The following is a 22,414-nucleotide window of genomic DNA, read 5'->3' as shown; positions in this document are numbered from 1 at the left end:
GACCTCAGCCACTAAAGATGGCCAAGCGCCACTCCGCAGAGTGCCTCCCGCTCTTCCATCTGTTGCCATTATCGCCATAATATACGGCAGGAAAAACTGACCGCTTTCACTACGGAGTTCCTCTTTTATGTCCTCACCGCGTTTGCAGCAGCAATTTATCCGTCTCTGGCAATACTGCGACGGCCAGCCGCAGGAGACGACTCTCAACGATCTTGCGGTACGGCTCAGCTGCTCGCGGCGTCATATGCGTAATCTGCTGAATGCCATGCAGGAGGCGGGCTGGCTGGAGTGGCAGTCGGAGGCCGGGCGCGGTAAGCGTTCACGGCTCATCTTTCTGTATACCGGGCTGGCCCTACAGCAGCAGCGCGCGGAGGATCTGCTGGAACAGGACCGCATCGATCAGCTGGTTCAACTGGTGGGGGATAAAAACCGCATACGGCAAATGCTGCTGTCCCATCTGGGCCGCAGCTTCCGGCAGGGAAAACATATTCTGCGCGTCCTTTATTACCGTCCGCTCCTCAACCTGCTGCCAGGCACGCCGCTGCGGCGATCGGAAACCCATCTGGCCCGCCAGATTTTCAGTGGTCTGGCGCGAATAAATGAGGAAAATGGGGAAGTGGAACCGGATATCGCCCATCACTGGCAACAGCTTAGCCCGTTACACTGGCGCTTCTTTCTGCGTCCGGCCATTCGTTTCCACCATGGTCGCGAGCTGGACATGGAAGACGTGATCGCCAGCCTGCAGCGCTTAAAAGAGCAGCCGCTGTTTAGCCACTTTGAACACATTGAATCCAACAGTCCGTGGATGCTGGACATCCACCTCAAACATACCGACAGCTGGCTTCCGTGGCTGCTGGCCAGCGTCAACGCGATGATCCTGCCAAAAGAGTGGCCGTTTATGCGCAACTTCGCCCGTCAGCCGTCGGGAACCGGTCCCTATGCCGTCGAGCACAACCAGCAGAGCCAGCTGCGTATCAGCGCCTTCGATGACTACTTTGGCTATCGCGCACTGATCGACGAGGTCAATATCTGGGTCCTGCCCGAGATCAGCGACGAGCTGGTTTACTCCGGCGTGAAGCTGCAAAGTCATGATACCGATGAGCAGCCGGAAGAGAGTCGCCTGGAGGAAGGCTGCTACTTTCTGCTGTTTGACCAGCGTTCCGAGCTGGGCCGGAACGAAGCTGTTCGCCGCTGGCTAAGTTCAATCTTCAACCCGATCGCCCTGCTTAACCACAGCGGGATTGCCTATCAGCGCTACTGGTTCCCGGCATGGGGCCTGCTGCCGCGCTGGCATCATCGCCATGATATGGAAATGAGCAACAAGCCAGAGGGGTTAGATTCGCTGACGATCACCTGGTACAGCGATCAGATTGAACACCAGGGCATCGCCAACGCCCTGGGCCCTGTTCTTGCCGCGCACGGTGTGGCGCTGATAACCCAGGAACTGGATTATGAAAGCTGGCATCAGGGTAACGCCGAGAGCGATATCTGGCTGGGTAGCGCCAACTTTACGCTGCCGCTGGAGTTCTCCCTGTTCTCGCTACTGTATGAAGTTCCGCTGATGCATCACTGCATTCCCATCGACTGGCAGCAGGATGCGCAGCAGTGGCGGGAGCAGAAGCTTCCGCTGGCCGACTGGAGTAAACAGCTAATCGACAATCATTACCTGCATCCGCTGTTTCACCACTGGCTGCAGCTGCATGGCCAGCGCAGCATGCGCGGGGTGAGAATGAATACCCTGGGCTGGTTCGATTTCAAATCCGCCTGGTTTGCACCGCCGGATGAGTCATGAGTGCTTTCGTTAGCGGAACGATCTCACTAGAATAGGCCGTTCTCAACGGGGTGCGATATACCCTGCTGCGCGGTAGCAGGGTATATCGCTGAGAGAAAACCCGTCGAACCTGATCCGGCTCATACCGGCGTAGGGATTTGAGAGTGCTGTTTACTCAGATCCTTTGCGCATCTTCTTTTCAAGGAACGCAAAGTGTTAAAAAAAATCTTACCTCTGCTGGTGCTGTTCTCGCTGCCCGTCGCAGCGAAAGACGCGCTGACCGTCTATACCTACGACTCGTTCTCCGCCGACTGGGGCCCCGGCCCGGCAATCAAAAAAGCTTTTGAAGCGCAGTGTAACTGCGAGCTGAAGTTTGTTGCGTTGGCCGATGGCGTATCGTTACTCAACCGCCTGCGAATGGAAGGAAAAAACAGCCAGGCCGACGTCGTTCTGGGGCTGGACAATAACCTGCTGGATGCGGCAGAAAAAACCGGCCTGTTCGCCGCCAGCCAGGTCAATACCGAAAGCAGCAACGTGCCCGGCGGCTGGAAAAATAGCACCTTCGTGCCCTACGACTACGGTTGGTTCGCCTTCGTTTACGACAAAACCCGCCTGCAAAATCCGCCAAAAAGCCTGAAAGAGCTGGTCGAGAGCGACCGCCCAATCAAAGTGATCTACGAAGATCCGCGCACCAGCACGCCGGGCCTGGGTCTGCTGCTGTGGATGCAGAAGGTGTATGGTGAGCAGGCACCGGCAGCCTGGCAGAAACTGGCTCAGAAAACCGTCACCGTCACCAAAGGCTGGAGTGAAGCCTACGGCCTGTTCCTCAAAGGTGAAAGCGATATGGTGCTGAGCTACACCACGTCCCCTGCTTACCATCTCATCGAAGAGAAGAAAGACCAGTACGCCGCTGCCAACTTCAGCGAAGGCCATTACCTGCAGGTGGAAGTGGCCGGTCAGCTGAAAGCCAGCAAGCAACCGAAACTGGCGCAGGAGTTTATGCAGTTCCTGCTGACTCCGGCTTTCCAGAACACCATTGCCACCGGCAACTGGATGTATCCGGCCATTAAAACAACATTACCGGCGGGGTTCGATACCCTGACCGTGCCGACGACGACGTTGCAATACAGCGCTCAGGACGTCGCCAGCCAGCGCAGCCAGTGGATCAGTGAATGGCAACGCGCCGTCAGCCGCTGATCCCCGGCTGGATGATTCCGGGCGGTCTGACGGCGCTGCTGCTGACCGGAATCGCCCTGCTGGCGTTTCTGTCGCTGTGGTTTAATGCGCCGGAGAGCGACTGGCGCAGCGTCATGTCAGACAGCTATATCTGGCACGTACTGCGCTTTTCGTTCTGGCAGGCACTGCTCTCAGCGCTACTGTCCGTACTGCCCGCGATCCCGCTGGCGCGAGCGCTTTATCGCCGCCGCTTTCCCGGCCGCAGCACCCTTCTGCGCCTGTGCGCCATGACGCTGGTACTGCCGGTGCTGGTTGCCGTCTTCGGCATCCTCAGTGTGTATGGCCGCAGCGGCTGGCTGGCGGAGTTCTGTTCGCTGATCGGCATCGACTATACCTTTACCCCCTACGGCCTGCAGGGCATTCTGCTGGCGCATATTTTCTTTAATCTGCCGCTGGCCAGTCGGCTGCTGCTCCAGGCGCTGCAACACATTCCCGGCGAGCAGCGCCAGCTCGCGGCCCAGCTTGGTCTGCACGGCTGGTCACACTTCCGCATTGTGGAATGGCCGTGGCTTCGTCGCCAGATCCTGCCCGCCGGGGCGCTGATTTTCATGCTTTGCTTTGCCAGCTTTGCCACCGTGCTGTCGCTGGGCGGCGGGCCGCGTGCCACCACGATCGAGCTGGCCATCTTTCAGGCGCTGAGCTTTGATTACGATCCCAGCCGGGCTGCGCTTCTGGCGCTGCTGCAGATGGCCTGCTGCCTGGGCCTGGTGCTGCTGAGCCAGCGGCTGAATAAGGCGCTACCCGCAGGAAGCGACAGCCTCGGCGGCTGGCGGAATCCGGAAGACAGCTGGCGTGCCCGGCTGCTGGACGGCCTGTTAATTACGCTGGCGCTGCTGCTGATCCTGCCACCGCTGCTGGCGGTCGTCGTTGACGGGCTGCGCCAGGGGCTGAGCGGCGTACTGATTCAGCCCGCGCTCTGGCAGGCCACGTTTACCTCACTGCGCATTGCGCTGGGTGCCGGAGTGCTGAGCGTCATACTGACGGTGATGCTGCTATGGAGCAGCCGCGAGCTGCGCCTGCGCCAGCATCCCCGCTGGGGGCAGACGTTGGAGCTGAGCGGTATGCTGATCCTCGCCATGCCCGGCATCGTACTGGCGACCGGATTTTTCCTACTTCTCAACGCTACGGTGGGCCTGCCGCAGTCGGCGGACGGCATTGTGATTTTTACCAACGCGCTGATGGCCATTCCCTACGCAATGAAGGTGCTGGAAAACCCGCTGCGCGACATGGCCGAACGCTATAACCGCCTGTGTCTTTCGTTGGATATTCGCGGCTGGAACCGCCTGAGGCTGATTGAGCTGCGCGCGCTGAAGCGGCCGCTGGCCCAGGCGCTGGCGTTTGCCTGCGTGCTGTCGATTGGTGATTTTGGCGTCGTCGCATTGTTCGGGAATGAAAGCTTCCGCACGCTGCCGTTTTATCTTCATCAGCAGATCGGTTCCTACCGCAGCAGCGAGGGTGCGGTCACTGCGCTGCTGCTGCTGCTGCTCTGCTTCCTGTTGTTCACCCTGATTGAAAAACTGCCGGGGCGCCATGCTAAGCCTGACTAATCTGACCTACCTCTATAACCATCTGCCGATGCGCTTTACCTTTAGCGCACAGGCCGGTGAACGGCTGGCGATTCTTGGCCCCAGCGGAGCCGGGAAAAGTACGCTGCTGAGCCTGATTGCCGGTTTTCTGCCTGCCAGCAGCGGCAGCCTTCTGCTGGGTGGTCAGGATCATCGTGACTCTCCCCCGGCCAGACGCCCGGTATCGATGCTGTTTCAGGAAAACAATCTGTTTCCACATTTGACGGTGGCACAAAATATCGGGCTGGGGCTGCACCTGGGCCTGAAACTCAGCCACCAGCAAAAACAGATCCTGCAGGATATTACCCGCCGCGTCGGGCTGGAAGAACAGCTCCAGCGACTGCCGCATCAGCTTTCCGGCGGCCAGCGCCAGCGCACCGCCCTCGCCCGCTGTCTGGTCAGGCAGCAGCCGATCCTGTTACTCGATGAGCCTTTTTCCGCGCTCGATCCGGCGCTGCGAAAAGAGATGCTGGGGCTGGTTGACGAGGTATGCAGCGAGCGAAATATGACGCTGCTGATGGTGTCGCACAGCATTGAAGATGCGGCGCGTATTGCCCCACGTAGCCTGCTGATTGTTGACGGCAGGGTTTACTGGGACGGCAGCACCACACAGTTACAGCAGGGCGAAGTCGATGAAGCGGCGATTCTGGGGATTACTCGCCGCTAATCTCCGCATCAATCAGAAGAAGACCTGCCAAAGCAGATGACGGAACACCGGCATTAGCGGATGGAACTGAATAGCCGTAAAGCTGCCAATCGCCACGATCAGCATCACCGGTGCCAGCCAGCGCAGGCGCGATGCGGGCAGATACGGCGTTGCCCAGTCCTGCTGCTTCCTGGCCCGCAGCAGGCGCCAGCTTAGCCAGAAGCCCAGCCAGACCAGGATAGCCACCAGTAACAGCAACCATTTAAACAGGCCGCTGCTGGCATCTTTCGGCACGTCAATCGCCACCCCGGCGAGAATACCCGGCAGCAGATAGAGCAGTGGCCACAGCAGGCAGCCGATAATATTCGGCGGCAAAAACTTGCGCACCGGCAGCTCAAGCATGCCGGCAACCAGTGGGATGAGCGGACGCGTCGGTCCGATAAAGCGCCCAACGATAATGGTAAACATGCTGTGCTCGTGCAGGGCATGCTCGGTTTTATCCATCAGTTTCTGGTGCCGTTTGATAAACGACCAGCGGTGCAGCGGCCCCTTAAACTGCCAGCCGATGAAATAGGAGATCCAGTCCCCCAGCAGGCAGCCAATTATCCCCGCCAGCCAGGCGGGATACAGCGCCACCTGCCCGCTACCAATCAGCGCACCAAAGGAAGCCATCAACACGGTACCGGGAAGCAGCAGCCCCACCAACGCAAGAGATTCTAAAAAGGTCACCAGCCCAACGGCCAGCAGCGACCACGCCAGCGATTGAGTAATGATGTGTTGCAGCCAGGCTTCCATTAATGTTCCAAAACGATTTTCAGGACCTCGGATTGTCCTGAGAGAGTTAAAAAGCGTCAAGGCCAGATTTGTATACGAATGCATAGCGGCGAGAGATTAGACACCCGCCCAATGAATACTGTATAAATAAACATGTTATTATAGTCTAATGAACAGCATAACGAGGTCAGGGTGAATAACGCACAAGCAGGATTTCTGTTAACCCGCCACTGGCGCGATACCCCTTCAGGCAGCGAAATCACCCTGTGGCTGGCGACCGACAGCGGCCCGCAGTGCGTGGTACTGCCGCCACAGGAGTCGGTAGCCTTTCTCCCCGCTGAACAACAGGCTGCCGCCACCGCGCTGCTGGCCGGCGAACGCGACTGGCGCTTTGCCCCCCTGAACTTGAAAGATTTCCGCCAGCGTCCGGTGGTGGGTCTGTACTGCAAACAGTATCGCCAGCTGCAGAAGCTGGAAAAACTGCTGCGTGAAAACGGCATTGTCCTGTTCGAGGCCGATGTCCGCCCGCCGGAGCGTTTTTTGATGGAGCGCTTTATCACCGCCGCCGTCTGGTTCAGCGGCCAGCCAGCCGGCGCAAGGCAGGTGAATACGCGCTTAAAACCTCACCCCGGCTATCGACCTCCGTTGAAATGGGTATCGCTGGATATCGAAACGACCCAGCACGGCGAGCTGTACTGCATCGGCCTGGAAGGCTGCGGCCAGCGCGATGTGTATATGCTCGGCCCGGAGAACGGTGATGCCAGCAGTATCGATTTCAATCTGGAATACGTTTCCAGCCGTCCGCAGCTGTTAGAAAAACTCAACGACTGGTTTGCTCGCCACGATCCCGACGTGCTGATCGGCTGGAACGTCGTACAGTTTGACCTGCGAGTACTGCAAAAGCACGCCGACCGTTACGGCATTCCGCTGCGTCTGGGACGCGGCAGCAGTAACGTGCTGGAGTGGCGCGAGCACGGCTTTAAGCCCGGCATTTTCTTTGCTCAGGCCAGCGGGCGGCTGATTATCGACGGCATTGAAGCGCTGAAATCGGCCTTCTGGAATTTCGATTCCTTCAGCCTGGAGTCTGTTTCCCGCGAGCTGCTCGGCGAGGGTAAGGCGATTAATCATCCCTGGCAGCGCATGGAAGAGATCAATCAGCGCTTTGCCGAAGATAAACCGGCGCTGGCGCACTACAACCTCAAGGACTGCGAGCTGGTGACGCGCATTTTTCAGCACACCGAGCTGATACCGTTTTTACTGGAGCGGGCATCGATCAATGGCCTGGCCGTCGATCGCCACGGCGGATCGGTCGCCGCCTTCGGCCACCTCTATCTGCCTAGAATGCATCGCGCCGGATTCGTTGCGCCTAATCTCGGTGAGATTGCCCCGGAGGCCAGCCCCGGCGGCTACGTGATGGACTCGCGCCCCGGCTTATACGATTCGGTACTCGTGCTGGATTATAAAAGTCTGTACCCCTCAATTATCCGCACCTTTCTGATCGACCCGGTAGGGCTGGTGGAGGGGATAGCGCATCCCGATGAGGCAGATTCCGTACCCGGCTTTCGCGGCGCGCGTTTCTCCCGCACGACTCACTGCCTGCCGGACATCGTCAGTCAGATTTGGGCCGGGCGAGAGACGGCAAAAAAACAGGGCAACAAGCCGCTGTCGCAGGCGCTGAAAATCATTATGAATGCGTTTTACGGCGTGCTGGGTACCAGCGCCTGCCGCTTCTTCGATCCACGTCTCGCCTCTTCTATTACGCTGCGCGGCCACGAGATCATGCGCCAGACCCGGGAGCTTATTGAAGCGGAAGGCTATGACGTGATTTACGGCGATACCGACTCAACCTTCGTCTGGCTGAAATCCCCGCACGATGAGGCGCAGGCCAGCGCTATTGGCCAGAAGCTGGTGGCAAAGGTCAATCGGTGGTGGCAGCAACATTTACACCAGCAGTACGGTATCACCAGCGCGCTGGAGCTGGAGTATGAAACTCACTTCAGCCGCTTTCTGATGCCCACCATTCGCGGGGCGGAACAGGGCAGCAAAAAACGCTATGCCGGAATGGTTAACGGCAGCAGCGGTGAAAAAATGATTTTCAAAGGCCTGGAAACGGTACGCACCGACTGGACGCCGCTGGCGCAAAAATTCCAGCAGGAGCTGTATCTGAAAATCTTTAAACAGCAGCCCTATCAGGATTACATCCGTGAAACCGTCAGGAAACTACTGGACGGCGAGCTGGACGATCAGCTGGTTTACGGCAAACGGCTTCGTCGCCCGCTCGACGATTACCAGCGAAATGTGCCACCGCACGTGCGCGCCGCACGCATTGCCGACGACGTGAATCAGAAGCTCGGGCACCCTTTGCAGTATCAGAACGGCGGGAAAATTCGCTACGTGATTGCCACCTCCGGCCCGGAGCCGCTCGAAGCGCGCAGTACGCCGCTGGACTACGATCACTACCTGACGCGCCAGCTGCAGCCGGTGGCCGATGGTATCCTGCCGTTCCTGGAAGATGACTTCTCGACACTGATAACCGGACAACTGGGGCTTTTTTGACAGGTGACGAACGGGCCACCTTCCAGTACCATAGCGCCCTTCCTCAAATAACTCGTTCTGACATGCACGCCGGGCAAATTCTGCCGGGGCGTTATACTATTGCCTGAAACTGACTACACGAAAATCGAGCCGAATATTTATGCCTTTTACACTTGGTCAACGCTGGATAAGCGATACGGAAAGCGAACTGGGATTAGGAACTGTTGTTGCCGTTGATACCCGAATGGTGACGCTATTATTCCCCGCTACGGGCGAAAACCGTCTTTATGCTAAAAATGATTCGCCGATCACTCGTGTCGTTTTTAATCCGGGCGATACCATTACCAGCCACGAAGGCTGGCAGCTGGACGTTGACGAAGTGCAAACCGATAACGGCGTGGTGAGTTATTTTGGTACCCGCCTCGACACCGGTGAAATCGGTGTGCGCCTGCGTGAAGTGATGCTGGACAGCAAGCTGGTATTTGGTAAACCGCAGGATCGCCTGTTCGCCGGTCAGTTAGACCGCATGGATCGTTTCGCGCTGCGCTTCCGCGCGCGTAAATATCAGAGCGAGCAGTATCGCCTGGCCACCAGCGGCCTGCGCGGTATGCGTACCAGCCTGATCCCGCACCAGTTGCATATTGCTCACGATGTCGGTCGCCGCCATGCGCCGCGCGTACTGCTGGCAGACGAAGTGGGGTTAGGGAAAACCATTGAAGCCGGGATGATTATCCATCAGCAGCTGCTGGCCGGCCGCGCCGAACGCATCCTGATCGTTGTACCGGAAACCCTACAGCACCAGTGGCTCGTTGAAATGCTGCGCCGCTTTAACCTGCGTTTCGCGCTGTTTGACGATGCCCGCTATGCCGAAGCCCAGCTCGACAGCGATAACCCGTTTGATACCGAGCAGATGATTATCTGTTCGCTGGACTTCGTGCGCCGCAACAAGCAGCGCCTTGAGAAGCTGGCCGATGCCGAATGGGACCTGATGGTGGTCGATGAGGCTCATCACCTGGTCTGGTCGGAAGAGGCGCCGAGCCGTGAATACCAGGTGATTGAGCTGCTGGCCGAGCGTATCCCGGGCGTGCTGCTGCTAACCGCCACGCCGGAACAGCTGGGTATGGAGAGCCACTTCGCCCGTCTGCGTCTGCTGGACCCGAATCGCTTCCACGATTTCGCGCAGTTTGCCGAAGAGCAGAAGCACTTCCGCCCGATTGCCGATGCGGTAGCAATGCTGCTGACGGATAAGTCCATCGGCAACGATGAGATGAACCTGATCAACGACCTGATGGGCGAGCAGGATATCGAACCGCTGCTGCAGGTCGCTAACAGCGATCGCGAAGGCAAACAGGCCGCTCGTAAAGAGTTGATCAGCATGCTGATGGACCGCCACGGTACCAGCCGCGTGCTGTTCCGTAATACCCGTAACGGTGTAAAAGGCTTCCCGAAACGCGAACTGCACCAGATCCGCCTGCCGCTGCCAACCCAGTATCAGACGGCGATCAAAGTGTCCGGCATTATGGGCGCACGCAAATCCGCCGACGAACGCGCCCGGGATATGCTCTACCCGGAGCAGATTTATCAGGAATTTGAAGGCGACAGCGGCACCTGGTGGAACTTCGATCCGCGCGTTGAATGGCTGATGGGCTACCTCACCAGCAACCGCGATCAGAAAGTGCTGGTGATCTGCGCCAAAGCCGCCACCGCGCTGCAGCTGGAGCAGGTGCTGCGCGAGCGGGAAGGTATTCGCGCGGCCGTCTTCCACGAAGGTCTGTCGATCATTGAACGCGACCGTGCGGCGGCGTGGTTTGCCTCGGAAGAAGATGGCGCTCAGGTTCTGCTGTGCTCCGAAATCGGTTCAGAAGGCCGTAACTTCCAGTTCGCCAGCCAGCTGGTGATGTTCGATCTGCCGTTTAACCCGGATCTGCTGGAACAGCGTATTGGTCGTCTCGACCGTATCGGCCAGGCGCACGACATCGAAATCCACGTTCCGTACCTGGAAAAAACCGCGCAGTCGGTGCTGGTCCAGTGGTATCACGAAGGGCTGGATGCCTTTGAGCACACCTGCCCGACCGGCCGCACGATCTATGACAGCGCCTATGAGCAGCTGATCGCCTATCTGGCCTCACCGGAAAATCAGGAAGGCATGGATGACTTTATCCACGAGTGCCGCAAACAGCACGACGCGCTGAAAGCCCAGCTGGAACAGGGACGCGACCGCCTGCTGGAGCTGAACTCTAACGGCGGCGAGCAGGCGCAGGCGCTCGCCGACCTGATCTCCGAGCAGGATAATGACGTTGAGCTGGTCAACTTCGCGCTGAACCTGTTCGACATCGTCGGTATCAATCAGGAAGATCGCAGCGACAATCTGATCGTGCTGACCCCCAGCGATCACATGCTGGTACCGGACTTCCCGGGCCTGCCGGAAGATGGCTGCACCATTACCTTTGATCGTAGCCAGGCGCTGTCACGTGAAGATGCGCAGTACGTCAGTTGGGAACACCCGATCATCCGCAACGGTCTGGATCTTATCCTCTCCGGCGATACCGGCAGCTGCGCGCTGTCTCTGCTGAAAAACAAGGCGCTGCCGGTGGGTACGCTGCTGCTGGAGCTTATCTACGTGGTGGAAGCTCAGGCACCTAAGCATCTGCAGCTGACCCGCTTCCTGCCACCAACGCCGGTGCGTATGCTGGTGGACAGCAAAGGCAACAACCTCGCCAGCAAGGTGGAGTTTGAAAGCTTTAACCGTCAGCTGAACGCGGTAAACCGCCACACCGGCAGCAAGCTGGTGAATGCGGTACAGCAGAACGTGCACGAGATCATCAAGCTTTCTGAAGAGCAGGCCGAAGTGGAAGCCTGCAAGCTGATCGAAGCCGCCCGCGTGGAAGCCAATGAGAAGCTGGGCGCCGAGCTGTCGCGTCTGGAAGCGTTGAGCGCGGTCAACCCGAACATCCGTCAGGATGAGATTGATGCGCTGGAAAGTAATCGTGAGCAGGTGCTGGCGAATCTGGATCAGGCCGGCTGGCGTCTGGATGCGTTGCGTTTGATTGTTGTCACCCACCAGTAAGTCTTAATAGTGGGCCAGCCCGGCAGGCCCCAGGCAGAGAAATGATAATGGAACCCTACAATCCGCCGCTTGAACCCTGGCTGCATATCCTCTATCAGGATCAGCATATTATGGTGGTGAATAAGCCCAGCGGCCTGCTGTCGGTTCCCGGACGCCAGGAAGAACACAAGGACAGCGTCATGACGCGCGTTCAGCGTGATTTTCCGGCAGCTGAATCCGTGCATCGTCTGGATATGGCCACCAGTGGCGTAATCGTCGTGGCGCTCAATAAGGCCGCCGAACGTGAGCTGAAACGCCAGTTCCGCGAACGCGAGCCGCAGAAGACCTACGTCGCCCGCGTTTGGGGGCATCCGCAGCCGGAAAAGGGCCTGGTGGATTTACCGCTGATTTGTGACTGGCCTAACCGGCCTAAGCAGAAGGTGTGTTTTGAAACCGGGAAATCGGCGCAGACCGAGTATCAGGTGCTGGACTATGCCGCTGACAACAGCGCGCGCGTGCAGTTAAAACCGATCACCGGGCGCTCCCACCAGCTTCGCGTGCATATGCTGGCGCTGGGGCATCCTATTCTTGGCGATCGGTTTTACGCACATGATGAAGCGCGGGCAATGGCACCACGCCTGCAGCTGCATGCGGAAAGCCTGAGTATCACGCATCCGCTGTTCGGCACGCCGATGACCTTCCGCCAGCCTGCCGATTTTTGATATGGAGTACGTGAGGACGTTGAGCGCTGCTCAAGCCTGAAATACCCCGTAAGCTAGCCTGGCAACTATTTAAATCCTTTCTCACGTTTAATCAGGTCGTACGCGGCCTGAATCTCCTGCGCTTTCTGCTTGGCCATTTCCATCATCTGCGGCGGCAATCCTTTTGCCACCAGCTTGTCGGGATGATGCTCACTCATCAGCTTACGGTAGGCACGCTTGATAGTTGTGGCTTCATCGCTGCTTTTAACCCCAAGAACGCTGCAGGCGTCTTCCAGCGTTGGACCACGGCTGCCGGGAGTATAACCGCCCTGAGAAGAACCGCCGCCCTGATAGCCACCGCCGCCAAACTGCTGGCCGCTCTCCATCATGCGTAAGAACTGATCGAACTGAACGCGGGAAATCCCCAGCTCTTCTGCGATCACATACAGCACCTGACGTTCATTGGGATGCAACGACCCGTCGGCAAAGGCGGCCTGGATCTGAATTTCCAGAAACATCCGAATCAAATCAAAGCGGCCAAAACAGGCGCTGCGCAGCTCGCGTAGCTTATCCCTTAACGGGTAATCGCCCTCTTTCCCTTCACGAAATGCGCGCTGGGCGGCGGTTCGGGCTTCGCCATGCAGCTGCATGCGATCCATCAGCTGCGAGGCCATCTGAATATCCGCGTCGGTTACCCGCCCTTTTGACTTGGTCAAATGCCCCATAACCTGGAAGGTGGTGCGGAAAAACAGCGCCTGGCGGGTCTGCTGATTGGCAAAATAGCCCTGCTGCCTTGTGACGCTCGCACGGTCAACCAGATGCCCCACCAGCAGGCCGATAACCAGCCCCCAAAACCCCCCGCCGGATAACAAACCGAGCACAAGACCCAATACTTTTCCCCAATAGCGCATATACTCCTCAATTCGCCATGCTGAAGGCTAAAAATTGCATTATCATACCTGTCATTCATCCCATAGCCTATTGGCAACACGGTCAAACAACCAGAAGTATCCCTGTTTGGTTGATGCAGACAGACAAAGAGTCAACTGAATCCTCCTGAAAGATGGTGGGTATGACTGGCGCAATCCAGTTGAGTACGTTAGTCTCTGACGGTTTGTCGGCATGATGCCAGTGACCACGGAATTTTCGATACCGCGTATGAAAAAAAGTCTACCTACATTGCTGGCAACCTTAATCGGTTCAGCGCTGTACAGCCAGCAAGGACTGGCCGATGACCTCGCATCTCAATGTATGCTGGGTGTACCTAGTTACGACCGTCCTCTGGTACAGGGAAAAAAAACCAACGAGCTGCCTGTCACCATTGATGCCGACAAAGCGCAGGGAAACTACCCCGATAACGCGGTATTTACCGGCAACGTCGATATTCAGCAGGGCAACAGCCGCCTGCAGTCCGACGAAGTTCAACTGCACCAGAAAACAGTGCAGGGTCAGACCACGCCAACCCGTACCGTGGATGCACTCGGCAATGTGCGCTACGACGATAACCAGGTGATCCTGAAAGGGCCGAAAGCCTGGTCAAATCTGAATACTAAAGACACCAACGTCTGGAACGGTAACTACCAGATGGTGGGTCGTCAGGGGCGCGGTGATGCCGACCAGATGAAACTGCGCGGTGACAACCGCTATACCATTCTGGAAAACGGTACGTTTACTTCTTGCCTTCCGGGCCAGAATAGCTGGAGCGTGGTGGGTTCCGAAGTGATCCACGACCGCGACGAGCAGCTGGCTGAAATCTGGAACGCCCGCTTTAAAATCGGCCCGGTGCCGGTGTTTTACAGCCCTTACCTACAGCTGCCGGTAGGCGATAAGCGCCGCTCAGGCTTCCTGATCCCGAATGCAAAATACGGCAGCAGCAGCGGCTTTGAATTTATGCTGCCGTACTACTGGAATATCGCGCCACAGGCCGATGCCACGCTGACACCGCATTACATCAGCCGCCGCGGTATGCAGTGGCAGAACGAGTTCCGCTATCTGACCGGTGTGGGTACCGGCCTGATGGAATTCGACTACATGAAGTCTGATGACGTTTACAATCGTGAGCATGCGGACGATAAAGATTCGAACCGCTGGCTGTTCCACTGGCGTCATTCCGGCATCTACGAGCAGAACTGGCGTTTCAACGCGGACTACACCAAAGTCAGCGATCCGTATTACTTCACCGACCTTGACTCAACTTACGGTTCGACAACGGATGGCTATGTCACGCAGAAATTCAGCGTGGGCTACGCGGAAAAGAACTGGGATGCCACACTGTCAACCAAACAGTTCCAGATCTTCGCCAATAACTCCACGCGTAATGTTTATCGCGCAGAACCGCAGTTTGACTTCAACTACTATAAAAATGACATCGGTCCGTTCGATACGCATCTTTATGCGCAGGCAGTGAAGTTCACCAACGTCAACGGCGATCTTCCGGACGCCACGCGTTTACATCTGGAACCCACAATCGATCTGCCGCTTTCTAACGGTTGGGGTAGCCTGAACACCGAAGCCAAACTGCTGGCAACCCATTACGAGCAGAATGACGTTGAATACTTCAACTCGTTGAGTCAGAACAAGGATAACCAGCTAAAGAACTCGGTTAACCGCGTGATGCCGCAGTTTAAAATTGACGGCAAGATGGTCTTTGACCGTGATATGAACTGGTCGCCGGGCTATACGCAGACCCTGGAACCACGGATGCAGTATCTGTACATTCCGTATCGTAACCAGAGCAATATCAACGCCTATGACTCCACGCTGTTGCAGAGCGACTATACCGGCCTGTTCCGTGACAAGACTTACAGTGGCCTGGATCGCATCGCTTCGGCGAACCAGGTGACCACCGGTGTGACCACACGAATATTTGATAACGATTTGGTTGAACGTTTTAACGCTTCCATTGGTCAAATCTACTCGTTTACCCCGGCACGCACCGGATTAAACAATACGGACGATGGCGATCGAGGCAGCCTGGTGTGGGCTGGCGATACCTACTGGAAAATCAGCGATCGTTGGGCAGCGCGCGGTGGACTGCAGTATGACACCCGCCTTGACAACGTTTCGCAGGGTAACGCCGTGCTGGAGTGGCGTCGTGATGCAGACCGCATGGTGCAGTTGAACTACCGCTACACCAGCGAAGAGTATATTCAGCAGACGCTGACTCAGTATACTAACCCGCTGTATCAGAAAGGTATTTCTCAGGTTGGCGCCACAGCAAGCTGGCCTATTGCTGATGCCTGGTCCGTAGTCGGTGCGTGGTATTACGATACTAAAGCGAATCAACCCGCCGATCAGTTGGTGGGTATCCAGTACAGCTCATGCTGTTATGCGATTCGCCTTGGCTATGAACGTAAAATCACCAGCTGGGAAGACGACAACAGTAAGTATGACAATAAAGTCTCGTTCAACATTGAACTGCGTGGCCTCAGCCCAAGTTATGGCTTAGGTACCGGTCAAATGCTGCGTCAGGGCATCCTGCCTTATCAACGCGCTTTCTGATGTTGTAATGTTTGATATGCCAACCCGCATTGCGGATAGGAAGAATGGAAAAAGTATGAAGAACTGGAGAATGCTGATCCTCGGTGCAGCTCTGACAGCCAGCACCGCGTTCGCAGCCCCGCAGGTAGTTGATAAAGTCGCCGCTATTGTTAACAACGGCGTGGTGTTAGAAAGTGATGTGAACGGCATGATGCAATCCGTTAAAGGTCAGGCACAGCAGGCAGGACAGCAGCTACCCGATGATAAAACGTTACGCCATCAGATTATTGAACGTCTGATTATGGACAACATTCTCCTGCAAATGGCGAAACAGGCCGGCATTCAGATCAGCGATGCTCAGCTGGATCAGGCGATTGGCAATATCGCCGCGCAGAATAAAATGAGCGCCGATCAGCTGCGTAGCCGCCTGGCCTACGACGGTATCAACTACGCCACCTACCGTGAGCAAATCCGTAAAGAGATGCTGACCTCAGAAGTGCGCAATAACGAAGTTCGCCGTCGTGTCACTATTCTGCCGCAGGAAGTGGACTCCCTGGCAACGCAGATGGCCTCGCAGAACGACGCAGGCACCGAGCTGAACCTCAGCCACATTCTGCTGCCGCTGCCGGAAAATCCTTCCCAGCAGCAGGTTGACGATCAGGAAGCGCTGGCGCGTAAACTGGTTGAAGAAGCCAAAAGCGGCGCCGACTTCAGTAAAATGGCCATCACTTACTCCGCCGATCCTCAGGCGCTGAAGGGCGGTAACATGGGCTGGGGCCGTATTCAGGAGCTGCCGTCACTGTTCGGCCAGGCGCTGATTACTGCCAAAAAAGGCGACGTTATCGGCCCAATCCGTTCCGGTGTGGGCTTCCATATTCTGAAAGTGAACGACATGCGCGGCGACAGCCAGAGCATCTCCGTAACCGAAGTACATGCCCGCCATATTCTGCTGAAGCCGTCGCCGATTATGACCGATGACCAGGCTCGCCAGAAGCTGCAGGAAGTCGCCAATGAGATCAACAGCGGCAAGCTGAGCTTTGCCAATGCGGCTAAGCAGCTGTCACAGGACCCTGGTTCGGCGAATCAGGGCGGCGACCTGGGATGGGCTTCTCCGGAAACCTTCGACCCGGCCTTCCGTGATGCCCTGCTGCGCCTGCAAAAAGGCCAGATGAGCGCCCCGGTTCACTCTTCGTTCGGCTGGCATTTAATTCAGCTGCTGGACACACGCCAGGTTGATAAGACCGACGCGGCGAAGAAAGAACGCGCTTACCGCCTGCTGTTCAACCGCAAGTTTGCGGAAGAAGCGCAGACCTGGATGCAGGAAGAGCGCGCCGGTGCCTACGTGAAGATTCTGGATGCCAATGCGCAATAACTTTCGCGTCGTTATCACACCCGGCGAACCCGCCGGGATTGGTCCTGATTTAATCGTTCAGCTAGCCCAACAGGCCTGGCCGGTTGAACTGGTTATCTGTGCCGACTCCGAGCTGCTGCGCACCCGCGCGGCAGCTTTGCATTTACCCCTGACCCTTCGTGAATACCAGCCGGATACGCCCGCCCAGCCACAAAGTGCGGGTACGTTGACAGTACTGCCGCTGCCGCTGGCGCAGCCGGTGACCGCCGGTGAGCTGTGCGTGGAGAACAGCCATTACGTGCTGGCTTCACTCGCCCGCGCCTGTGACGGCTGCCTGAACGGCGAGTTTGCCGCGCTGATCACCGGACCGGTCCACAAGGGTGTGATTAACGATGCAGGCATTCCCTTCAGCGGCCATACCGAATTCTTTGCCGAACGCGCGGGTTGCGATCGCGTGGTCATGATGCTGGCAACGGAAGAGCTGCGCGTGGCGCTGGCCACCACGCATCTGCCGCTGAAGGATGTTTCCGCCGCCATTACCCGTGAAAGCCTGCATGAAGTGATTACGATTCTGCATGCCGATCTGCAAAGTAAATTTGGCAGCCGGGAGCCGCATATCCTGGTCTGCGGGCTGAATCCCCACGCCGGGGAAGGTGGCCACATGGGGCGAGAAGAAATTGATACCATTATCCCGGCGCTGAACGAACTGCGTCAGCGTGGGCTCAACCTGACCGGCCCACTTCCTGCCGATACGCTGTTCCAGCCCAAATATCTGCAGCATGCAGACGCAGTGCTCGCGATGTATCACGATCAGGGCCTTCCGGTGCTAAAATATCAGGGCTTCGGCCGCGCGGTGAATATCACCCTCGGTCTGCCATTTATCCGCACGTCTGTCGATCACGGTACGGCTCTTGAGCTGGCCGGGAGCGGTCAGGCCGATGCGGGCAGCTTTAAAACGGCGCTTAACCTCGCCATCACCATGATTAAGAGCAGTAATGAATAGTCGCGTCCATCAGGGCCATTTTGCCCGCAAACGTTTTGGCCAGAACTTCCTTAACGATCAGTATATTATCGACAGTATTGTCAATGCCATCCACCCACAGCGGGGTGAGGCGATTGTCGAAATCGGTCCCGGCCTTGGCGCACTGACCGAGCCGGTTGGCGAGCGCATTGACGAAATGACCGTCGTGGAGCTTGATCGCGATCTTGCGGCCCGCCTGCAAACCCATCCGTTCCTGGGCCCGAAGCTCACTATCTTCCAGCAGGATGCGATGACCTTTGATTTTGCGGCCCTCGCCGCAGAAAAAGGTCAGCCGCTGCGCGTGTTCGGCAACCTGCCGTATAATATTTCCACGCCGCTGATGTTCCACCTGTTCAGCTACGTCGGTTCGATCCGCGACATGCACTTTATGCTACAAAAGGAAGTGGTGAATCGTCTGGTTGCCGGTCCGGGCAGTAAGGCGTATGGTCGTCTGACGGTGATGGCGCAGTACTACTGCCAGGTAATCCCGGTGCTGGAAGTCCCGCCGGAGTCCTTCACCCCGGCACCGAAAGTTGATTCCGCCGTAGTGCGTCTGGTGCCTTATGCCACGCTGCCTAACCCGGTAGAGAGCGTTCGAGTGCTGAGCCGCATTACGACCGAAGCCTTCGGTAAACGCCGTAAAACGCTGCGCAACAGTCTGGGCCATCTGTTCACGCCGGAAGCACTCGAAGAGATGAATATCGATCCCACGCTGCGCGCCGAGAACATTACGGTAGCCCAGTATTGCCAGCTGGCTAACTGGTTGTCTGCGAATCCACAGCCGCAGGAGAGCTGAATATGAACGATACGCCCCGTGTTTGTGTACATGTACGGAGTATCTATATCGAGTCGCAGTCCGCACCTGATGAAGATCGCTATGTTTTTGCCTACACCATCACCATCCGTAATCTGGGGCGTGTTTCTGTTCAGCTTCTTGGCCGCTACTGGCTGATTACCAACGGTAACGGTCGTGAAACCGAAGTTCAGGGCGAAGGCGTTATCGGTGAACAGCCGCATATTGAGCCCGGCGGCGAATACCAGTATACCAGCGGTGCGGTACTGGAAACACCAATGGGCACCATGCAGGGCCACTATCAGATGGTGGACAGCGAAGGCGAAAAACTACGGGTGGATATTCCGGTATTTCGTCTGGCCATCGCCAGCCATATTCATTAATCCGCTCTTTTCCCTTTAGCCTCTACTGCCCTGCTCATCGCCTGGGCTGCTTTTATATTTTCAGGATAGATGCATGAGTACTTATCTAATCGGGGATGTTCACGGCTGCTATGACGAGCTGCAATCGCTGCTGGGCCAGGTTGCCTTTAACCCGCTGCAGGACCAGCTATGGCTGACCGGTGATTTAGTCGCGCGCGGCCCGGACTCGCTGGAAGTACTGCGTTTTGTGCGTTCGCTGGGAGACAGCGTCAGGCTGGTGTTGGGCAACCACGATCTGCACCTGCTGGCAGTGTATGCCGGCATCAGCCGCAATAAGCCCAAGGATCGCATTTCTCCCCTGCTACAGGCGGAGGATGCCGACGAGCTGATCAACTGGCTGCGTCGTCAGCCGCTGCTGCAGGTCGATGAAGAGAAAAAGCTGGTGATGGCGCATGCCGGTATTACGCCGCAGTGGGATATTGAAACCGCGAAAATGTGCGCGCGAGAGGTGGAATCGGTGCTGAGCAGCGATTCCTACCCTTTGTTCCTTGATGCGATGTACGGTGATATGCCCAACAACTGGTCGCCGGAGCTGAGCGGCCTTGCGCGTCTGCGTTTCAGCAGTAATGCGCTGACGCGGATGCGCTTCTGCTTTCCCAACGGTCAGTTGGATATGATCAGTAAAGAATCGCCGGAAAGCGCACCACCTCCGCTGAAACCGTGGTTTAACATTTCGGGTCCGGTATTGCGTGACTACACCATCGTATTCGGCCACTGGGCATCGCTGGAAGGGAAAGGGACTCCCGAAGGAATCATCGGTCTGGATACAGGCTGCTGCTGGGGTGGCACGCTGACTATGCTGCGCTGGGAAGATAAGCGGGTATTTACCCAGGTTTCCAGCCGCGAAAGCGAAATCCTGTAAGCACGGACCTTGTTTAAAGCAAAAGGGCGGACATCATTGTCCGCCCTTTTTTACTTCTCACGATTAACGGCGATCGTTACGGCGGTCTAAAATCTCAAAGCAGAAGCTGTGGGAATTTTTGTCGTCGGCATCGTGAAACTCGCTGAAGGTTGACTGCCACTCGTCCGGCTCATAGTCCGGGAAATGGGTATCCCCTTCCACTTCCGCATCAATGTGGGTCAGATACAGGCGATCGGCACGCGGCAGCAGCTGTTCGTAAATACGCCCACCGCCAATCACCATCAGCTCATCAACTTCACCGGCAGCTTTCAGCGCGTCTTCGATAGAAGTCACCCAGGTCACCCCTTCCGCATTGCCTTTTTTTCTGCTAATTACGATATTCAGGCGTCCCGGCAGCGGGCGACCAATTGATTCCCAGGTACGACGCCCCATCACCACCGGCTTGTTCAGGGTATGGCGCTTAAACCAGGCCAGATCCGCTGGCAGCTGCCACGGCATGGCATTTTCCATCCCAATTACACGCTCGGCCGCCAGGGCCGCAATCAGGCTAATCATCATATAAAACTCAACACGGGTAAAATTGGCGCCATCATACGGAAAGGCAAAAGTTTCGTCGATAGCAAAGCGTAGCTTATTCAGTAAAGGTTTATCAGGTTATCGGTTGCGTCACTATCCCCGACATTTTCGCCATAAAATTCCTCTGAAGCGTGCTAAAATTCCACTTTCGTTAAGATGCAGACTACCACTATGTTAGAAACCAGTTTATTTGTCGCCACCATTGTGGCATTGGGGATGCTCTCTCCCGGACCCGATTTTTTCCTGATTATTAAGAACGCTGCTCGCTATCGTCGCAGTGCGGCGCTGATGAGCGCGCTCGGCGTAAACTGTGCCGTCGCCACCCATATGGCCTACTGCGTCGCCGGGCTGGCAGTGGTGATCACTACTACGCCATGGCTGTTTATGCTGCTGAAATATGCCGGTGCAGCCTATCTGATTTACATCGGCATTCAGGCGCTGATTTCTCGCAGCGGCAGCAAGATGGATCTCAGCCACGTTGCTCCGGAACAAACATCGCTGAAGAAAGCCTTCCTGCAGGGCTATCTGTGTAATCTGCTGAATCCCAAGGCCACGCTGTTCTTCCTGTCGATTTTTACCCAGGTACTGAGTGTGAATTCCGACATCAGCGAAAAACTGCTGTATGCCGGTATCATCCTTGGCCTGTCGGCGCTGTGGTGGCCGCTGCTGGTGGTGCTGATCCAGAGCGCCCCGGTGCGTCGCGGGCTGGCTAAAGCCCAGCGCATTGTTGATAAGTTACTGGGTGGCGTACTTATCGCGCTGGGTATCAAGGTCGCACTTTCCTGACCGCTACAGGCGGCTCTGGCTGTCCGCATCAAACAGCTGCACGCGCGCCACGTCCAGCGTGATACCGATGATATCCCCGGCCTGTGCGCCCGAGCGCAGCGTACTGTAGATCATCAGCGGTATGCCGTGCAGCGTACCGTGGCCCAGCTCGGACAGTCCGGTCGGTTCCAGCAGCGACACCTGCAGCGGCAGCGCGCATGCAGTAGCCGCTGATGCCGTTGCCCAGCACGCTGATTTTCTTCGCATCGGCAACAAACTCATCCATGGTTTCGGCGCTTCGCTCAGACCCGCCTGCTGGAACAGTTTCTTGTTCCAGAACATCGCCCGCAGATAGAAGCCGTAAGGGATCATCGTTGCTTTACCGTTGGCGGCGCGTGCCATCGCCAGATGGACGCGCTCCATTTCCTGAAGCCGCCGTTCAATCAGCAGCAGGTCATCCGCAGTAGCACGCACCGCCGCCAGCGAACAGGATTCGGCCTCGATAATCCGGCGGACCTCCAGCGCGTGCAGCATGTTTTGTGAGTCGTTTTTGAAGCGCAGCGACAGAAAGCTGTCATTGCTGGTGACTTCGGCCTGCAGAAAGGTGCCGCTGCCCTTACGCCGCACGATAATGCCCAGCGTTTCAGCGCTTCACGTACCGTGTTACGGCTGACGGCAAGCTGCTCTGCCAGCACCCGCTCCGGCGGAAGGCGCTCGCCAATCTGCATACCTGACTGCGCCACGTAGCGCGTCAGCGCATCGAACACCAGCACGTCGCTGTGCTGTACGGCTATCGGTGCCAGTGTGGCGGGAAGTAATGACATGCTGCCCCCTGAAATTGGTCCAACAACTCAACCTGATTCAGATAAG

The 22,414-nt window shown here is 57.0% G+C and carries 18 protein-coding genes and 1 riboswitch; of the genes, 14 read left to right on the top strand and 4 right to left on the bottom strand.

Annotated features, from left to right (window positions below; genetic code table 11):
• Window positions 1–127: 127 nt before the first annotated feature.
• The 4 genes from sgrR to thiQ all read left to right on the top strand — a co-directional run bounded on the left by sgrR (window position 128) and on the right by thiQ (window position 5,239).
• Complete coding sequence (gene sgrR / locus AC07U6_RS06285; protein WP_494761542.1) at window positions 128–1,792, top strand: HTH-type transcriptional regulator SgrR; 1,665 nt, start codon at window positions 128–130, stop codon at window positions 1,790–1,792.
• A gap of 36 nt (window positions 1,793–1,828) precedes the next feature.
• A riboswitch (TPP riboswitch) is annotated at window positions 1,829–1,946 on the top strand.
• Window positions 1,947–1,984: 38 nt separating this feature from the next.
• Window positions 1,985–2,968 carry a thiamine ABC transporter substrate binding subunit gene (gene thiB, locus AC07U6_RS06280; RefSeq protein WP_494761541.1) on the top strand — a complete coding sequence of 328 codons (984 nt, stop codon included), beginning with the start codon at window positions 1,985–1,987 and terminating at the stop codon, window positions 2,966–2,968.
• Entirely contained in the window at window positions 2,944–4,554 is a 1,611-nt protein-coding gene (thiP, locus tag AC07U6_RS06275; RefSeq protein WP_494761540.1) for a thiamine/thiamine pyrophosphate ABC transporter permease ThiP, read from the top strand. The genes thiB and thiP overlap by 25 nt, the downstream gene beginning before the upstream one ends.
• Window positions 4,538–5,239, top strand: coding sequence for a thiamine ABC transporter ATP-binding protein ThiQ (thiQ, locus tag AC07U6_RS06270; protein ID WP_494761539.1), 702 nt, complete (start codon window positions 4,538–4,540; stop codon window positions 5,237–5,239). The genes thiP and thiQ overlap by 17 nt, the downstream gene beginning before the upstream one ends.
• A gap of 12 nt (window positions 5,240–5,251) precedes the next feature.
• On the opposite strand, the gene AC07U6_RS06265 is transcribed toward thiQ, so the two are convergent.
• Window positions 5,252–6,013 (bottom strand): DedA family protein, encoded by a 762-nt coding sequence (locus AC07U6_RS06265; protein ID WP_494761538.1) that lies wholly within the window; start codon window positions 6,011–6,013, stop codon window positions 5,252–5,254.
• 171 nt (window positions 6,014–6,184) lie between these two features.
• Between AC07U6_RS06265 and polB the strand changes: the two genes are divergently transcribed.
• The 3 genes from polB to rluA all read left to right on the top strand — a co-directional run bounded on the left by polB (window position 6,185) and on the right by rluA (window position 12,295).
• The gene (gene polB, locus AC07U6_RS06260) at window positions 6,185–8,548 is read left to right on the top strand and encodes a DNA polymerase II (RefSeq protein ID WP_494761537.1); all 2,364 of its coding nucleotides are present in this window, start codon (window positions 6,185–6,187) and stop codon (window positions 8,546–8,548) included.
• A 139-nt stretch (window positions 8,549–8,687) separates the two neighbouring features.
• Entirely contained in the window at window positions 8,688–11,594 is a 2,907-nt protein-coding gene (rapA, locus tag AC07U6_RS06255; protein WP_494761536.1) for an RNA polymerase-associated protein RapA, read from the top strand.
• 41 nt (window positions 11,595–11,635) lie between these two features.
• Entirely contained in the window at window positions 11,636–12,295 is a 660-nt protein-coding gene (gene rluA / locus AC07U6_RS06250) for a bifunctional tRNA pseudouridine(32) synthase/23S rRNA pseudouridine(746) synthase RluA (protein ID WP_494761535.1), read from the top strand.
• A gap of 65 nt (window positions 12,296–12,360) precedes the next feature.
• Here the strand turns inward: rluA and djlA are convergent, their stop codons facing one another.
• The gene (gene djlA / locus AC07U6_RS06245; RefSeq protein ID WP_494761534.1) at window positions 12,361–13,185 is read right to left on the bottom strand and encodes a co-chaperone DjlA; all 825 of its coding nucleotides are present in this window, start codon (window positions 13,183–13,185) and stop codon (window positions 12,361–12,363) included.
• A gap of 211 nt (window positions 13,186–13,396) precedes the next feature.
• Between djlA and lptD the strand changes: the two genes are divergently transcribed.
• From lptD to apaH, 6 genes are all read left to right on the top strand, one after another.
• The gene (lptD, locus tag AC07U6_RS06240; RefSeq protein WP_494761533.1) at window positions 13,397–15,775 is read left to right on the top strand and encodes an LPS assembly protein LptD; all 2,379 of its coding nucleotides are present in this window, start codon (window positions 13,397–13,399) and stop codon (window positions 15,773–15,775) included.
• A gap of 55 nt (window positions 15,776–15,830) precedes the next feature.
• On the top strand, window positions 15,831–17,126 hold the full coding sequence (gene surA / locus AC07U6_RS06235; protein ID WP_494761532.1) for a peptidylprolyl isomerase SurA: 1,296 nt from the start codon (window positions 15,831–15,833) through the stop codon (window positions 17,124–17,126).
• The gene (pdxA, locus tag AC07U6_RS06230; protein WP_494761531.1) at window positions 17,116–18,108 is read left to right on the top strand and encodes a 4-hydroxythreonine-4-phosphate dehydrogenase PdxA; all 993 of its coding nucleotides are present in this window, start codon (window positions 17,116–17,118) and stop codon (window positions 18,106–18,108) included. The genes surA and pdxA overlap by 11 nt, the downstream gene beginning before the upstream one ends.
• Entirely contained in the window at window positions 18,101–18,922 is an 822-nt protein-coding gene (gene rsmA / locus AC07U6_RS06225; protein WP_494761530.1) for a 16S rRNA (adenine(1518)-N(6)/adenine(1519)-N(6))-dimethyltransferase RsmA, read from the top strand. Before pdxA ends, rsmA begins: the two co-directional genes overlap by 8 nt.
• 2 nt (window positions 18,923–18,924) lie before the next feature.
• A complete protein-coding gene (gene apaG / locus AC07U6_RS06220) occupies window positions 18,925–19,302 on the top strand; it encodes a Co2+/Mg2+ efflux facilitator ApaG/CorD (protein ID WP_494761529.1) in 378 nt (125 codons plus the stop codon).
• Window positions 19,303–19,375: 73 nt separating this feature from the next.
• Window positions 19,376–20,203, top strand: a complete 828-nt coding sequence (apaH, locus tag AC07U6_RS06215) for a bis(5'-nucleosyl)-tetraphosphatase (symmetrical) ApaH (RefSeq protein WP_494761528.1) — start codon at window positions 19,376–19,378, stop codon at window positions 20,201–20,203.
• Between the two features lie 63 nt (window positions 20,204–20,266).
• On the opposite strand, the gene folA is transcribed toward apaH, so the two are convergent.
• Window positions 20,267–20,761 carry a type 3 dihydrofolate reductase gene (gene folA, locus AC07U6_RS06210; RefSeq protein WP_494761527.1) on the bottom strand — a complete coding sequence of 165 codons (495 nt, stop codon included), beginning with the start codon at window positions 20,759–20,761 and terminating at the stop codon, window positions 20,267–20,269.
• Between the two features lie 189 nt (window positions 20,762–20,950).
• On the opposite strand from folA, the gene AC07U6_RS06205 reads away from it, so the two are divergent.
• Window positions 20,951–21,565 carry a LysE family translocator gene (locus tag AC07U6_RS06205; protein WP_494761526.1) on the top strand — a complete coding sequence of 205 codons (615 nt, stop codon included), beginning with the start codon at window positions 20,951–20,953 and terminating at the stop codon, window positions 21,563–21,565.
• Between the two features lie 3 nt (window positions 21,566–21,568).
• On the opposite strand, the gene AC07U6_RS06200 is transcribed toward AC07U6_RS06205, so the two are convergent.
• Window positions 21,569–22,171, bottom strand: coding sequence for a FadR/GntR family transcriptional regulator (locus AC07U6_RS06200; protein WP_494764592.1), 603 nt, complete (start codon window positions 22,169–22,171; stop codon window positions 21,569–21,571).
• Between the last annotated feature and the right edge of the window lie 243 nt (window positions 22,172–22,414).

It is taken from the genome of Erwinia sp. GW821-FHT03D09 (assembly GCF_059420805.1).
The sequence above is the reverse complement of the archived record's forward strand: the minus strand, read 5'-3'. Positions and strand labels throughout refer to the sequence as shown.